The 13,430-nt window shown below is 72.6% G+C and carries 15 protein-coding genes; 10 read left to right on the forward strand and 5 right to left on the reverse strand.

Annotated elements, in window-relative coordinates:
* Positions 1-23: 23 nt before the first annotated feature.
* The gene (locus tag ABD324_RS06760) at positions 24-800 is read right to left on the reverse strand and encodes an SDR family NAD(P)-dependent oxidoreductase (protein WP_344414232.1); all 777 of its coding nucleotides are present in this window, start codon (positions 798-800) and stop codon (positions 24-26) included.
* 187 nt (positions 801-987) lie between these two features.
* On the opposite strand from ABD324_RS06760, the gene ABD324_RS06765 reads away from it, so the two are divergent.
* Positions 988-1,461, forward strand: coding sequence for a hypothetical protein (locus ABD324_RS06765; protein WP_344413583.1), 474 nt, complete (start codon positions 988-990; stop codon positions 1,459-1,461).
* Complete coding sequence (locus tag ABD324_RS06770) at positions 1,458-1,823, forward strand: hypothetical protein (protein ID WP_344413585.1); 366 nt, start codon at positions 1,458-1,460, stop codon at positions 1,821-1,823. The genes ABD324_RS06765 and ABD324_RS06770 overlap by 4 nt, the downstream gene beginning before the upstream one ends.
* 123 nt (positions 1,824-1,946) lie before the next feature.
* On the opposite strand, the gene ABD324_RS06775 is transcribed toward ABD324_RS06770, so the two are convergent.
* Positions 1,947-3,173, reverse strand: coding sequence for an acetyl-CoA C-acetyltransferase (locus ABD324_RS06775; protein WP_344413587.1), 1,227 nt, complete (start codon positions 3,171-3,173; stop codon positions 1,947-1,949).
* A 215-nt stretch (positions 3,174-3,388) separates the two neighbouring features.
* Between ABD324_RS06775 and ABD324_RS06780 the strand changes: the two genes are divergently transcribed.
* On the forward strand, positions 3,389-3,913 hold the full coding sequence (locus tag ABD324_RS06780; protein WP_344413590.1) for a DUF4253 domain-containing protein: 525 nt from the start codon (positions 3,389-3,391) through the stop codon (positions 3,911-3,913).
* A gap of 41 nt (positions 3,914-3,954) precedes the next feature.
* Here the strand turns inward: ABD324_RS06780 and paaK are convergent, their stop codons facing one another.
* Positions 3,955-5,214: a phenylacetate--CoA ligase PaaK gene (gene paaK, locus ABD324_RS06785; protein WP_344414234.1), complete on the reverse strand. Its 1,260-nt coding sequence runs from the start codon at positions 5,212-5,214 to the stop codon at positions 3,955-3,957.
* A 47-nt stretch (positions 5,215-5,261) separates the two neighbouring features.
* On the reverse strand, positions 5,262-7,238 hold the full coding sequence (gene paaZ / locus ABD324_RS06790) for a phenylacetic acid degradation bifunctional protein PaaZ (protein WP_344413592.1): 1,977 nt from the start codon (positions 7,236-7,238) through the stop codon (positions 5,262-5,264).
* Positions 7,239-7,337: 99 nt separating this feature from the next.
* Between paaZ and ABD324_RS06795 the strand changes: the two genes are divergently transcribed.
* The 7 genes from ABD324_RS06795 to paaE all read left to right on the forward strand — a co-directional run bounded on the left by ABD324_RS06795 (position 7,338) and on the right by paaE (position 12,911).
* Positions 7,338-8,147: an enoyl-CoA hydratase-related protein gene (locus ABD324_RS06795; RefSeq protein ID WP_344413594.1), complete on the forward strand. Its 810-nt coding sequence runs from the start codon at positions 7,338-7,340 to the stop codon at positions 8,145-8,147.
* A 109-nt stretch (positions 8,148-8,256) separates the two neighbouring features.
* The gene (locus tag ABD324_RS06800; protein ID WP_344413596.1) at positions 8,257-8,901 is read left to right on the forward strand and encodes a TetR/AcrR family transcriptional regulator; all 645 of its coding nucleotides are present in this window, start codon (positions 8,257-8,259) and stop codon (positions 8,899-8,901) included.
* A gap of 149 nt (positions 8,902-9,050) precedes the next feature.
* Positions 9,051-9,983, forward strand: coding sequence for a 1,2-phenylacetyl-CoA epoxidase subunit PaaA (gene paaA, locus ABD324_RS06805; RefSeq protein ID WP_344413597.1), 933 nt, complete (start codon positions 9,051-9,053; stop codon positions 9,981-9,983).
* Positions 9,980-10,339 (forward strand): 1,2-phenylacetyl-CoA epoxidase subunit PaaB, encoded by a 360-nt coding sequence (gene paaB / locus ABD324_RS06810; RefSeq protein WP_344413598.1) that lies wholly within the window; start codon positions 9,980-9,982, stop codon positions 10,337-10,339. The genes paaA and paaB overlap by 4 nt, the downstream gene beginning before the upstream one ends.
* Positions 10,336-11,226, forward strand: coding sequence for a 1,2-phenylacetyl-CoA epoxidase subunit PaaC (gene paaC / locus ABD324_RS06815; protein WP_344413599.1), 891 nt, complete (start codon positions 10,336-10,338; stop codon positions 11,224-11,226). The genes paaB and paaC overlap by 4 nt, the downstream gene beginning before the upstream one ends.
* A gap of 5 nt (positions 11,227-11,231) precedes the next feature.
* On the forward strand, positions 11,232-11,750 hold the full coding sequence (paaD, locus tag ABD324_RS06820; RefSeq protein WP_425565746.1) for a 1,2-phenylacetyl-CoA epoxidase subunit PaaD: 519 nt from the start codon (positions 11,232-11,234) through the stop codon (positions 11,748-11,750).
* An 81-nt stretch (positions 11,751-11,831) separates the two neighbouring features.
* Positions 11,832-12,911 (forward strand): 1,2-phenylacetyl-CoA epoxidase subunit PaaE, encoded by a 1,080-nt coding sequence (gene paaE, locus ABD324_RS06825; RefSeq protein WP_344413600.1) that lies wholly within the window; start codon positions 11,832-11,834, stop codon positions 12,909-12,911.
* On the opposite strand, the gene ABD324_RS06830 is transcribed toward paaE, so the two are convergent.
* Positions 12,899-13,423: a YceI family protein gene (locus ABD324_RS06830; RefSeq protein WP_344413602.1), complete on the reverse strand. Its 525-nt coding sequence runs from the start codon at positions 13,421-13,423 to the stop codon at positions 12,899-12,901. The two genes, paaE and ABD324_RS06830, sit on opposite strands and share 13 nt — an antisense overlap.
* Between the last annotated feature and the right edge of the window lie 7 nt (positions 13,424-13,430).

Below are 13,430 nucleotides of genomic sequence, written 5' to 3' on the forward strand. Positions count from 1 at the left end.
CGGCGGCCTCGGGGACCACGGGCCTACAGCAGGCCGAGGGGCTTCAGGGTGGCGCCCGCGTCGGAGACCAGGAGGGATCCCGTGATGTGCCGGGCGCCCTCGTCGCAGAGGAACACGACCGAGACGGCGATGTCCTCCGCGGTGCCGGCGCGGCGCAGCGGGGTGCGGGTCCGGAACTCGTCGGCCAGGCTGTCGCGCGTCGCCGCGTCGTACCATCCCGTGGCGATGAAACCGGGCAGGACGGCGTTGACCCGGACCTCGGGGGCCAGCGAGCGGGCCAGCGAGATCGTCAGCGTGTTCAGGGCGGCCTTGGACGCGGCGTACGCCATGGACGAGCCGGAACCGTCGGTGCTCGACGTCGAGGACACGTTCACCACGGCGCCGGCACCCTGCGCGCGCAGGTGCGGGGCGACCGCGCGGGTCATCTGGAAGGCACCCACCACGTTCACGCGGTAGAGGTCGAGGAAGTCGCCGCCGTCGAGGGCGTCGAGATCGCGATGGTCGGCGGCCTTCGTCCGGCCCGCGTTGTTGACCAGCACGTCGATGCGGCCGAACCGGGCCACCACCTCGTCGGCGACGGCGCGGCAGGCGGCGTCGTCACCGACGTCGCCCTGCACGGTGATCGCCTCCACGCCGAGGCCGCGGCACTCCTCGGCGGTCGCCTCGGCCTCAGCGGCGCTGCGCGAGTACACGATCGCGACGTGTGCGCCCCGTTCCGCGAGCCGGCGGCTCACCGCCGCGCCCAGACCCGTCGCTCCACCGGTGACCACGGCGACCTTGCCGATCATGCTGCCGTCCATGCTGCCCACGCGGACGACCGTAACCCGGCCGCGTTTCCCGGGGGAGGCGTAACGCCGCCGGTCACGACGGGGGACAGCCCCCGGCCGCCGTGGTGTGCACCCCATCGTCGGCCGGGCCGGATCGGCGGACCCTTCGGTGCACGACGGACCGGCACCGGCCGGCCGCGCAGGCACAGGAGAGCACGAGATGACCGCCGAACGGTACGACATGCGCGACCGGGGCCCGGGCGGCTTCGGGATGCGCGACCAGCGCGCCGACATGATCAACAATGTCGCGCGGGACCAGTTCACCTACTACGTCCAGCAGCGGGACAGCCTGCTGCGCGACATCGCCGCGTCCCGGACGAAGGGTCGCCGGCTGATCATCGTCGGGGCGATCCTGCTGGTCGTGGGCTACGGGACCTTCGCCGCCACGACGATGAGCTTCATCTCGGCGATCGCGGACAGCATGGGCTCGTCGGCCATGCCCTCGGCGGACCTGTTCGGGGCGAAGGTCGGCGGCTTCCCGATCGGGATCGCCGGCTGGGCGGTCGGGGCGATCGGCGGGATCCTGCTGCTCGTCGGGATCGTGCTGCACATCGTGGCCGCCTCCCGGCGCCGCAGCGTCCAGCGGGACATGCCGATCTTCGCGCCGGGCTTCCCCGGGGGTGGGTTCCGGTGAGCTTCCACATCGGCTCGCAGACCGCGCAGGTGATCACGAACGTCGACGGCGACTTCCACGGGAATGTGCAGGTCGGGGCCCCACCGGAGATGGTCGGGGACCTGGCCAGGGCCGTCGCGGCGATCCCGCTCGACCGGGCCCGGGGCCGGTTCGCCCGCCGCGAGCTCGACGACCTCGCCGAGGCCGCCCGCGCACCGCGCCCGGAGCGGGCCCGGATGGCGGGTGCCCTCACCCGCCTGACCCGGCTCCTCCAGGGGGCGGGAGCGCTGCTGGCGGCGGCCGCACCGCTGCTCGCCCCGCTCAAGGCGCTGGCGCTGTGGCTCGGCCCGCTGGGCCTGCCTGTCCTGGCGCTGCTGCCCTGACCCGCGAGTCGGCACTTTCCGGAGGCCGAGTCGCACGCTTGCGACGCGCGAACGTCACATCCGGGTTCGGTGGAAGTGCCGACCCGCGGTGCGGCCCGGGATGTCGGGCCGCACCGCGAGGGCTCAGCTCAGGCGCTCGTAGATGATCGCCATGCCCTGGCCGCCGCCGACGCACATGGTCTCGAGGCCGATGCTCTTGTCCTTGGCCTTCAGGCCGTTGAGCAGGGTGGCGGTGATGCGGGCGCCGGTCATGCCGAACGGGTGGCCGACGGCGATCGCGCCGCCGTGCACGTTCAGCTTGTCGCCGAACGGGTCGATGCCCAGGTCCCGGGCGCTCGGGATGACCTGGGCGGCGAAGGCCTCGTTGAGCTCGAAGAGGTCCACGTCGTCCACCGTCATGCCCGCGCGGGCCAGGGCCTGCTTGGAGGCCTCGACCGGGCCGTAGCCCATGATCTCGGGGGAGAGACCGGTGAGGCCGGTCGAGATCACCCGGGCCAGCGGCGTGAGGCCGAGGTCGCGGGCCTTCGTGTCGGACATGACGATCAGCGCCGCGGCGCCGTCGTTGAGCGGGCAGCAGTTGCCGGCGGTGACCAGGCCGTCCGGGCGGAAGACGGGCTTGAGGCCCGCGACCGCGTCGTACGTCACGCCTGCGCGGGGGCCGTCGTCGGTGGAGACGACGGTGCCGTCCGGCAGGGTGACCGGCGTGATCTCACGGGCGAAGAAGCCGTCCTTGATGGCCTGCTCGGCGAGGTTCTGCGAGCGGACGCCGAAGCGGTCCATGTCCTCGCGGGTGACACCCTTGAGCCGGGCCAGGTTCTCCGCGGTCTGGCCCATCGCGATGTAGGCGTCCGGGAGGAGCCCGTCCGCCCGCGGGTCGGTCCAGGTGTCGGTGCCCGACTCGGCGGTGGCGCGGGTGCGGTCCTGGGCCTCGTCGAACAGCGGGTTCTGGGTGTCCGGCAGGGAGTCGGAGCTGCCCTTCTCGAACCGGGACACGGTCTCGACGCCGGCGGAGACGAACACGTCGCCCTCACCGGCGCGGATCGCGTGCATCGCCATGCGGGTGGTCTGCACGGACGACGAGCAGTAGCGGGTGACCGTGGTACCGGGCACGGTGTCCAGCCCGAGGAGGACGGAGACGATCCGGCCGAGGTTGTTGCCGGACTCACCGCCGGGCAGGCCGCAGCCCAGGATCAGGTCGTCGATCTGGGTGGGGTCCAGCTCGGGAACCTGGTCCAGCGCGGCCTGGACCATCTGCGCGGTCAGGTCGTCCGGGCGCATGTCCTTGAGCGAACCCTTGCGGGCTCGACCGATGGGGGATCGGGCGACGGCGACGATCACGGCCTCGGGCACAGCAGCACTCCTTCGTCTTCCTGCTCTTCGGACCAGAGTGTGCACCCTCGGCGCCCGGGTTGTGAGCGGGTGTGTTCTCCGAGACGCCGGGTGAACGGTCCCGGGCAGCGCCCTCCGGCGAGTGCTCTCGCCGCCTGCCGGGACACCGCCTCCCGGGGCGAGCTGCGGAGACGGCGACCGGAACCGATCGAGCACGGCGTCCGTCCAAGCCGGGTATGACGACCTTCGCCGCCCCCCGCTGCTTCCGCTTCCACGATCCCGGGACGCCGCTCGCCTACGGACGCCTGCTGCGCGCGGCCCCCCGCACGGGTCGCTGCCCGATCTGGTTGACGAGCCGGGCGCTGGCGAGCTCGCCGGGTTGGGAGCCGGTGCCGCTCGATCCGAGGCCCGGGTTGCTGCACGAGGGCGTGATCGCCGCGGCGGCCGCCTGGGCGGAGAACACGGCCTGGCGCTCGCACCTCGCCGTGGGAGCGGCGACGCGGCCGGCCGATCTCGTCGCGGCGCTCGGGTGGACGGGGGTGCCGGACCCGGCCCGGTTCTCGGCGTTGCTGCGGGGCTGGGAGGAGCTGTACGGGGCGGTGCTGGTGGAGCTCGACGCCGAGGCGGGGGTGCTGGCGGTCGCGGAGCCGCCGCGGTCGGGGCGGGAGGTCGAGGGGCTCGCCGGTGTGGAAGTGCGGGCGGAGGGCCCGGTGTGGAGGTTCGGGCCGGAGCCGGTGATGGGGGTGGAACAGGGGGCGTGACCACCCGGCGCGACCGCGGAGCCGGGCCGGCCTGCCGACCGTCAGCGCTCGCGGAGGTCCTTCAGCCGCTGGAGTTTGCCGACGGAGCGTTCGAGGGTGTCCGGGTCGACGATCTCGCAGGTCACCGAGACGCCGATGGTGTCCTTGATCCGGCGGACCACCTCGGAGGCGGCCGCGTCGCGGCGGTCGGCCGGGGTGTCGTGGCGGGCCTCGACCCGCACCGCGAGGGCGTCCATCCGGCCCTCGGCGGTGAGCACCAGCTGGAAGTGCGGGGCGAGGCCGGCGGTGCGCAGGACGATCTCCTCGACCTGGGTCGGGAACAGGTTCACCCCGCGCAGGATGATCATGTCGTCGCTGCGGCCGGTGATCTTCTGCATGCGTCGCATCGACGGCCGGGCGGTGCCGGGCAGCAGCCGGGTCAGGTCGCGGGTGCGGTAGCGGATGATCGGCAGCGCCTGCTTGGTCAGCGACGTGAAGACCAGCTCGCCCTCCTCGCCGTCGGCGAGCGGGCGGCCGTCGAGGGGGTCGATCACCTCGGGGAGGAAGTGGTCCTCCCAGATGTGCAGCCCGTCCTTGGTCTCCACGCACTCCTGCGCCACACCGGGTCCCATGACCTCGGACAGGCCGTAGATGTCGACCGCGTGCATGTCCGTGCGGTCCTCGATCTCGGTCCGCATCTGTTCGGTCCACGGCTCCGCGCCGAAGATGCCGACCTGCAGGCTCGTGGAGCGGGGGTCGACGCCGATGCGCTCGAACTCGTCCAGGATCGTGAGCATGTAGCTCGGCGTCAGCATGATCACCTGGGGCGCGAAGTCCTGGATCAGCTGCACCTGCCGCGGCGTCATGCCGCCCGAGATCGGGATCGCCGTCGCGCCGAGCTTCTCGATGCCGTAGTGCGCGCCGAGGCCGCCGGTGAACAGGCCGTAGCCGTAGGCGTTGTGCACCTTCATGCCCGGGCGCCCGCCGGCGGCGCGGATCGAGCGGGCGATCAGGCCGGCCCAGTTCTCGATGTCGCCGGCCGTGTACCCGACGACCGTGGGTTTCCCCGTGGTTCCCGACGACGCGTGCACCCGCCGGACCTCGGCCTGTGGCACCGCGAACATCCCGAACGGGTAGTTGGCGCGCAGGTCGGCCTTGGTCGTCGTCGGGAACTTGGCGATGTCGGACAGCGCCTGGCAGTCGGACGGGTGGACGCCCGCCTCGTCGAAGGCCGTGCGGTAGTGGGGGACGTTGTCGTAGGCATGCTTGAGCGTCCACTGCAGACGTGTCAGCTGCAGGGTGCGCAGCTCGTCCGTCGACATCCGCTCGGCCGCGTCCAGGGTCTCGGATGCCGGCGCTTCCCCGAGCCTCACTGCTGTGTCGCCGAGGTCTTCGCCACCAGGGTGAGGACGTCGTACTGCGCCACGGACTTCCCGTCCTGCCGCGTGACGTCGGCGTCCCAGCGGACCTCGCCGTACTCGGCGGAGTCGCGCGGGGTCAGCTGCTTGCAGGTCAGGGTGACGGTCAGCTCGTCGCCGAACTTCACGGGCGTCAGGAACCGCAGGTTGTCGACGCCGAAGTTGGCCAGCACCGGCCCCGGGTCCGGGTCGACGAACAGGCCGGCGGCCAGCGAGACGATCAGGTACCCGTGGGCAACGCGCTCGCCGAACAGCGGGTTCGCGGCCGCGGCCTCGGCGTCCATGTGCGCGTAGAAGGTGTCGCCGGTGAACTCGGCGAAGTGCTCGACGTCCTCCTGCGTGACGCGCCGCGGGCCGGCGACGAGCGTGTCGCCCGGCTTCAGCTCCTCGAGGTGCAGCCGGAACGGATGGACGTCCGTCGGGTTCCGGCGCGCCCCGTGTACCCAGCGGCCGGTGAGCGCGGCCAGGGTGTCCGGGTCGGCCTGGATCGCAGTGCGCTGCATGTGGTGCAGCACGCCGCGGATGCCGCCCATCTCCTCGCCTCCGCCCGCGCGCCCCGGTCCACCGTGGACGAGCTGGGGGAGGGGGGAGCCGTGGCCGGTGGACTCCTTCGCGTCCTTGCTGTTGAGCACCAGGATCCGGCCGTGGAAGGGGGCGGCACCGAGCACGACCTCGCGCACGAACGCGGGGTCCTCGCTGACGATCGAGCCCGCGAGGCTGCCCTCGCCGCGGGCGGCGTAGTCGATCAGCTGGGCGGTGCTCCCGTACGGCAGGATCGTGGAGACGGGGCCGAACGCCTCGATCTCGTGCGGCTCGGCCCGCTCCGGGTCTCCGACCAGCAGGACCGGCGCCATCGCGGCCCCCTCGCCCAGGTCGGGATCGCCGTGCACGATCCGGGCCGCGGCGGTGAGGGCCTTGACGGCGCGGCGGACCTCCTCGCGCTGGTCCGCCGACGCGAGCGTGCCCATGTCGGTCACCGCGTCGAGCCGGGTCCTCGTGGCCGCGACGACCTCGTCCACCCGGTCCGCGGGGACGAACGCGCGGCGGATCGCCGTGCACTTCTGGCCGGCCTTGACCGTCATCTCGGCGACGAGGCCCTTCACGAACAGGTCGAGATCGCCGTCCGGGCCGAGGGCGGAGAAGTTGAGCGAGTCCGCCTCGGCGGAGAACCGCACCGCGTTGCGGACGATCGTGGGGTGCGTCCGCAGGGTTCGTGCGGTGGTCGCCGAGCCGGTGAAGGAGACCAGGTCCTGGCCGGTGAGGTGGTCGAACGCGTCTCCCAGCGAGCCGGCGACGAACTGCAGCGTGCCCGCCGGGAGCACGCCCGAGTCCACGATCAGCTCGACGAGCTTCGCGGTGAGGAACGCCGTGGGGCTGGCGGGCTTGACCAGGCTCGGCACGCCGGCGAGGAACGCCGGGGCGAACTTCTCCAGTGGCCCCCAGACGGGGAAGTTGAAGGCGTTGACCTGCACCGCGACCCCGTGCAGCGGGGTGCAGAGGTGCTGGCCGACGAAGGTCCCGCTCTTGCTCAGCGGCTCCACCGGGCCCTCGACGTAGATCGTGTCGTTGGGCAGCTCGCGCTTGGCCTTGGACGCGTAGGCCAGCAGGACGCCGATGCCGCCGTCGACGTCGAACTTCGAGTCCCCGAGCGTGGCCCCGGTCTGCGCGGAGACCTCGTAGAGCTCCTCGCGGTGCTCGCGCAGGTGTCCGCCGAGCGCCTTGAGCAGGGCGGCGCGCTGGTGGAAGGTGAGCTCCCGCAGGGCGGGCCCGCCGGTCTCGCGGCCGTAGCGCAGGGCGGCGGCGAAGTCGATGCCGGTGGACGAGAGCCGGGCGATCTCCTCGCCGGTCCGCGCGTCGTGCAGCGGGCGTCCCTCGTCCGTCGGGGTGTGCCACGCGCCGAGTACGTGGCTGCGCAACGGAGTGGTCACGTGCGGGCTCCCTCGTCGTCTCTGAAGTCGGGACTGCCGGTGCGTCCACCGTAGCGTGGCGAACGATCGTTCGGTTGCTTCGGACGCTAGCATGACCGCGTGGAGACGAACAGTGGTGCACCGGTCCTCGTGACGCCGGACGAGAAGGACCCGGCGGTCGCGATCGTCACCCTGAACCGGCCGGACAAGCGCAACTCGCTGACCGTCGAGGTCAAGGAAGCGCTGCTCGCGGCCCTGGAGCGGGTGGCGGCGGACAGCGCTGTGCGGGCCGTGGTGCTCACCGGGACGGGCAGGTCGTTCTGCGTCGGCCAGGACCTCGCCGAGCACGTCGCGTCGCTGCGCGGGGACGCCTCCACCTCCTTCGGGACCGTCGAGAAGCACTACAACCCGATCGTTCGGACGATCGCGACGATGCCCAAGCCCGTCGTCTGCGGCCTCAACGGCGGCGCCGCCGGCGCGGGTCTCGGCTTCGCCATGGCCTGCGACCTGCGGGTCGCCGCGGACACGGCCACCTTCGTCACCGCGTTCTCCGCGATCGGGCTGACCGCGGACTCGGGGCTGTCGGCCACGCTCGTCCACTCGATGGGGGCGGCGCGGGCGACGGAGCTGCTGCTGCTCGGGGAGTCGTTCGACGCGGCGCAGGCGCAGGCGTCCGGGCTGGTCAGGGCCGTGGTGCCGGTCGGCGAGGTGCTGGAGGCGGCGCTCGAGCTGGCCCGGAGGCTGGCCGCCGGGCCGACGCTGGCGTACGCGGAGATCAAGAAGGCCGTCGCGATCGGCGCGGTGTCCTCGCTGGACACGGTGCTGGCGAACGAGGGTGCGGGACAGGCCCGGCTCGGGGTCACCCGGGACCACCGGGAGGCCGTCGAGGCGTTCCTGGAGAAGCGCCGGCCGTCCTTCGAGGGGCGGTAGGGGTGTCGCAGATGTGCGACTCGCGCTACCGAATGTGCCGACTCGCGGGTGTGGTGGTGGGGCGGATCGTGGAGCGCGGCGCGCCGGGGCCGGCTGTGCGGGGTGAGCGGTGAGTACCGCGCCGTCGGATCCGCCCGTCGCTCCCGCCCGGACGCGGCGGGCCCGGGGCGCGGCCGGGGCGCGGCGGCCGGTGTACGACGCGAACTCGCTGCTGGCCGTCGCGGTCGCCGAGTTCAACACCCGCGGCTACGACGCGACCTCCATGGAGGACCTCTCGCGGGCGGCGGGGATCACGAAGTCGTCGTTCTACCACCACGTGAGCGGCAAGGAGGAGCTGCTGCGGGTGGCGCTCGGGCGGGCCCTCGACGGGCTGTTCGGGATCCTCGAGGAGCCCGCGGCCCAGGAGGGCCCGGCGCTCTCGCGGTTGCGGCACATCATCTTCCGGCAGGTCGAGGTGCTGATGGCCGAGCTGCCGTACGTCACGCTGCTGCTGCGGGTGCGGGGCAACACCGAGACCGAGCGCTGGGCACTGGCCCGCCGCAGGGCCTTCGACGCCTCGATCGCCTCCCTGGTCGCCGACGCGGTGGCGGACGGCGAGGTCCGTGCCGGCGTCGAGCCGTCGCTGGCGGCGCGGCTGCTGTCGGGGACCGTCAACTCGATCAGCGAGTGGTACCGGCCGGGGCGCGCCGGCTCGGAGACCCTCCCCGCCGAGGTGGTCCGGATCGTCTCCGAAGGCATCATCCCGCCCGCCTGAGATCCCGACCGGCGCCACGCCCCGACTCGCGGGGACGGACGCAACGGTCCGCGAGTGGGGGTGTCGGGCCGCCCCCGTCGGGGCCGGGTTGCCAGGGCGGGTCCCGTGCGTCATCATGGACCGAACGAACATTCGGTACGGAGGTTCCGATGACGGTGACCGGGCCCGCGGATCCCGCGCTGGGGTTCGACCGGCTGATCGAGGCCGAGCAGCGGATCGAGCCGCGCGACTGGATGCCCGAGGGCTACCGGAAGACGCTGATCCGGCAGATCGCGCAGCACGCGCACTCCGAGATCATCGGGATGCAGCCGGAGGGGAACTGGATCACGCGCGCGCCCTCGTTGCGGCGCAAGGCGATCCTGCTGGCCAAGGTGCAGGACGAGGCCGGCCACGGCATGTACCTGTACGCGGCGGCCGAGACCCTCGGCGTGGACCGCGAGGAGCTCACCGAGAAGCTGATCTCGGCGCAGCAGAAGTACTCCTCGATCTTCAACTACCCCACGCTGACCTACGCCGACGTCGGCGTGATCGGCTGGCTCGTCGACGGCGCCGCCATCTGCAACCAGGTCCCGCTCTGCCGCTGCTCCTACGGGCCGTACGCGCGGGCGATGATCCGGATCTGCAAGGAGGAGTCGTTCCACCAGCGGCAGGGCTACGAGCTGCTGCTCGCGATGGTGAACGGCACCGACGCGCAGAAGGCCATGGTGCAGGAGGCGACGAACCGGTGGTGGTGGCCGTCGCTGATGATGTTCGGGCCGCCGGACGGGGACTCGCCGAACACGCAGCAGTCCATGGCGTGGGGGATCAAGCGGCACACGAACGACGAGCTGCGGCAGCGGTTCGTCGACATGTCGGTGCCGCAGGCGGAGGCCCTCGGGGTGACGCTGCCTGATCCCGACCTGCGGTGGAACGACGAACGGCAGGCGCACGACCACGGCGAGCCGGACTGGTCGGAGTTCAGGGCGGTGATCGGCGGCGGTGGCCCGGCGACGGCGCAGCGGCTGGCGCACCGGCGCAAGGCGCACGAGGACGGGGCGTGGGTCCGCGAGGCCGCGCGGGCGTATGCGGAGAAGCACTCATGAGAAGCGAGCTCACGGCCGAGGGTGGGCACGGCGCCGTGCCCGTCGAGGGTGTGCCGACCGGCGAGGGTGTGAGGCGGCGGGACTGGCCGCTCTACGAGGTGTTCGTGCGGGGCAAGCGCGGACTCAACCACGTGCACGTCGGGTCGCTGCACGCGCCCGATGCCGAGATGGCCCTGCACAACGCGCGGGATCTCTACACGCGGCGCAACGAGGGCGTGTCGATCTGGGTGGTGAAGGCCGAGGACATCACGGCGTCGAGCCCGGGGGAGAAGGACCCGTTCTTCGCCCCGGCCGGCGACAAGGTCTACCGGCACCCGACCTTCTACGTGATCCCGGAGGAGGTGCCGCACCTGTGAACGCCTCTCACGTCCACACCGAGAACGCCTACCGGTCGCTCTCCGAGACCACGGAGCTCGACGACCCGCGGTGGGCGTTCGGGACCGGGATCGTCGAGGAGGAGGGGGCGGAGCTCTCGTCGCCGGTGCCTTCCGGGGTGGACGCCACGGACCTCGCGGCCTACTGCCTCATGCTCGGCGATGACGCACTCGTGTTGCAGCACAGGCTCTCCGAGTGGGTCGCGAACGCGCCGGAGCTCGAGGAGGAGGTCGCGCTCGCGAACATCGCCCTCGATCTGCTCGGGCAGGCGCGGGTGCTGCTCGGTCGCGCCGGACATCTGCTGGGGTCCGATGAGGACGATCTCGCCTATCTGCGCACCGAGAACGAGTTCCGCAACGTCCGGCTCGTCGAACCGAGCGACGAGCTCGACTTCGCCCACTGCATCGCCCGGCTGCTGCTCTTCTCCACGTGGCGGCTCGCGCTGCTGCAGAGGCTGCAGCAGTCGGCGGATCCGGTGCTCGCGGCCGTCGCGGCCAAGGGGGTCAAGGAGGTCGCGTACCACCGCGACTACGCCGTGCGCTGGACGCTGCGGCTCGGCGACGGCACCGCTCACTCACACGAGCGGATGCAGGCCGGGCTGGTCGCCGTCTGGCCGTACTACGACGAGCTGTTCCGCAGCACGGAGATCGAGTGCCGGGTCGGGGTGGATCCGGCGGGTCTGCGGGCAGAGGTCGACGACGTCCTCGACCAGGTCCTCGCCGCCGCGACGTTGGAGCGGCCGACCATTCCCGGGGCCTTCACGGTCGGCGGGCGCGCGGGGCGGGAGGGGCTGCACACCGAGAAGCTCGGGCTTGTCCTTGCCGAGCTGCAGAGCATCGCCCGGCAGCATCCGGGTGCGACGTGGTGAGCCTCGTGAGTGGCGATAGTCGCCAGAGCGACTATCCGCACTCACGGGGGGTGGTGGCGGGGGTCGTGGATCCCGAGATGCCGATGCTGACGCTGGACGACCTCGGGGTGATCCGGTCCGTGTCCGAGGACGGTGGCGCCGTGACCGTGACGATCACACCGACCTACTCCGGGTGTCCGGCGGTGGAGGAGATGCGGGCGGACATCCGGCGGGCGCTGACTGCGGCCGGGTATGAGGAGGTGCAGGTCAGGACGGTCTTTTCGCCCGCCTGGAGTACCGACTGGATCTCCGACGCCGGGCGTCGCAAGCTGGCGGAGGCGGGCATCGCGCCGCCCGGGCCGGCGCCGACGGGACCCGTCGTGCTGAACCTCGCGCCGCCGGCAGGGCCGTCCGCACACGTTCGGTGCCCGCACTGCGGGGCGCCCGCGACCGAGGAGATCTCCCGCTTCGGGCCGACGGCCTGCACGGCACTGCGCCGCTGCCCCGCCTGCCGCGAGCCCTTCGAGCACATGAAGGAGATGTAGGGACCGTGAGCGTCGCAGCGAGCCCTGGCGAGCGAGGAGCGGAGCAGGCCCGGAATCGACCATCGCGAGAGGAGAGCTGACGTGTCCGCGCCCACCACCGAGACCGCAGCACCCCGCTCCACGGGGTTCCACACGCTGCGGGTGTCCGCGGTCGAGCGGCTGTGCGACGACGCCGTGGCCGTCACCTTCGACGTGCCCGACGCCCTGGCGGACGAGTTCGCGTTCCGGCCGGGGCAGTACCTCACGCTGAAGCAGGGCGAGGAGCGCCGGTCGTACTCGATCTGCGCGCCGGCCGGGGCGGCGCCGCGGGTCGGGGTACGCCGGGTCGACGGGGGGCTGTTCTCCGAGTGGCTCGTGGATCGGGTCGCCGCGGGGGACACGGTGGAGGTCGCGCCGCCGTCCGGAAGCTTCACCCCCGCACTGGATGCGGGCACGCACCACGGCCTGATCGCCGCCGGCTCGGGGATCACGCCGGTGCTGTCGATCGCCGCGTCGCTGCTGGCCGCGCACGACGACACCCGTGTGACGCTGCTGTACGGGAACCGGCGCACGGACACGGTGATGTTCACCGAGGAGATCGCGGACCTCAAGGACCGGTACGGGCCGCGGCTGCACCTGCTCCACGTCCTGTCGCGGGAACCCACCGAGGCGGAGATCTTCTCCGGGAGGCTCGACGCCGAGCGGATCCGGGTGCTGCTCAGCGGGTTGGTCGACGTCGAGGGCGTGGACCACTGGTGGCTCTGCGGCCCGCTCGGGATGACCTCCGACGCCCGCTCGGTCCTGACGGAGCTGGGGGTCGATCGCTCGAAGATCCACCGGGAGCTGTTCTACGTCGACGAGCCCCCGCCCGTCGCTACGCACCCCGACGAGGTGCCCACCGGGGAGACCTCGCGGGTGACGATCGTCCTCAACGGACGGTCGACGGGCCTCGACCTGCCCCGCGACCTGCCGGTCCTCGACGCCGCCCAGAAGGTCCGCGCGGACCTCCCGTTCGCCTGCAAGGGCGGGGTGTGCGGGACGTGCCGGGCGCGGGTGACCGACGGGGAGGTCAGGATGCGGCGGAACTACGCGCTGGAGGACGAGGAGGTCGAGGCGGGGTTCGTGCTGACCTGCCAGAGCCTGCCGGTGTCGGGGAAGGTGACGGTCGACTACGACGTCTGAACCGGCGCCGCCTCGATGCGCAGGTCCAGCGGGGAGCGGGCGCCCAGGAGCGCCTCCGCGCCCGGGCGGGCCAGGAGGAAGCCGACGTCGGCCCGGTCGATCTCACCTCCCGCCACCGCGAGGAGCGTCGCGCCGTGGCGGCAGCGGAGGCCGAGCCGCAGCGGCCGGGAGCCGCGCTCGGTGGAGAGCTCGCCGTCGAGAAGCCAGCCGTCGTCGGCCGCGACGAGCCGGGTCGAGCGGAACCGCAGGACCGGGCCGGCAGCCGGGTCCACCAGGCCGGATGCGTGCAGCATCCGGTCCGTGGCGGCGTTCCCGCTGGTCAGCGAGCCGGTACGAACGGCGATCTCGATCCGGCTGTCCGCCGGGGCAGCGCCGAGGCGGATGCGGCCGGCGACGTCGGTGAAGCGGCCGCGGACCGGCAGCAGCCCGCCGATGCGGGTGCCGATGGTGAGCCGGGAGCGCGTGGGGTCGACGGTCCAACGCGTGGGCGGGGCCAGGGTGGTGGTCGTCATGGGAGGA

The sequence above is a fragment of the Pseudonocardia ailaonensis genome (assembly GCF_039531635.1).
GTDB lineage: Bacteria > Actinomycetota > Actinomycetes > Mycobacteriales > Pseudonocardiaceae > Pseudonocardia > Pseudonocardia ailaonensis.

What these genes read in the sequence shown, in the direction of transcription:
- paaK (WP_344414234.1), bottom strand. Translation starts at nt 5,214, where the DNA reads ATGTCGACGGACGAGCTGCGCACCCTGCAGCTGACACGTCTGCAGTGG.
- ABD324_RS06780 (WP_344413590.1), top strand. Translation starts at nt 3,389, where the DNA reads ATGACGACCTTCGCCGCCCCCCGCTGCTTCCGCTTCCACGATCCCGGG.
- ABD324_RS06765 (WP_344413583.1), top strand. Translation starts at nt 988, where the DNA reads ATGACCGCCGAACGGTACGACATGCGCGACCGGGGCCCGGGCGGCTTC.
- ABD324_RS06760 (WP_344414232.1), bottom strand. Translation starts at nt 800, where the DNA reads ATGGACGGCAGCATGATCGGCAAGGTCGCCGTGGTCACCGGTGGAGCG.
- ABD324_RS06830 (WP_344413602.1), bottom strand. Translation starts at nt 13,423, where the DNA reads ATGACGACCACCACCCTGGCCCCGCCCACGCGTTGGACCGTCGACCCC.
- paaB (WP_344413598.1), top strand. Translation starts at nt 9,980, where the DNA reads ATGAGAAGCGAGCTCACGGCCGAGGGTGGGCACGGCGCCGTGCCCGTC.
- paaA (WP_344413597.1), top strand. Translation starts at nt 9,051, where the DNA reads ATGACGGTGACCGGGCCCGCGGATCCCGCGCTGGGGTTCGACCGGCTG.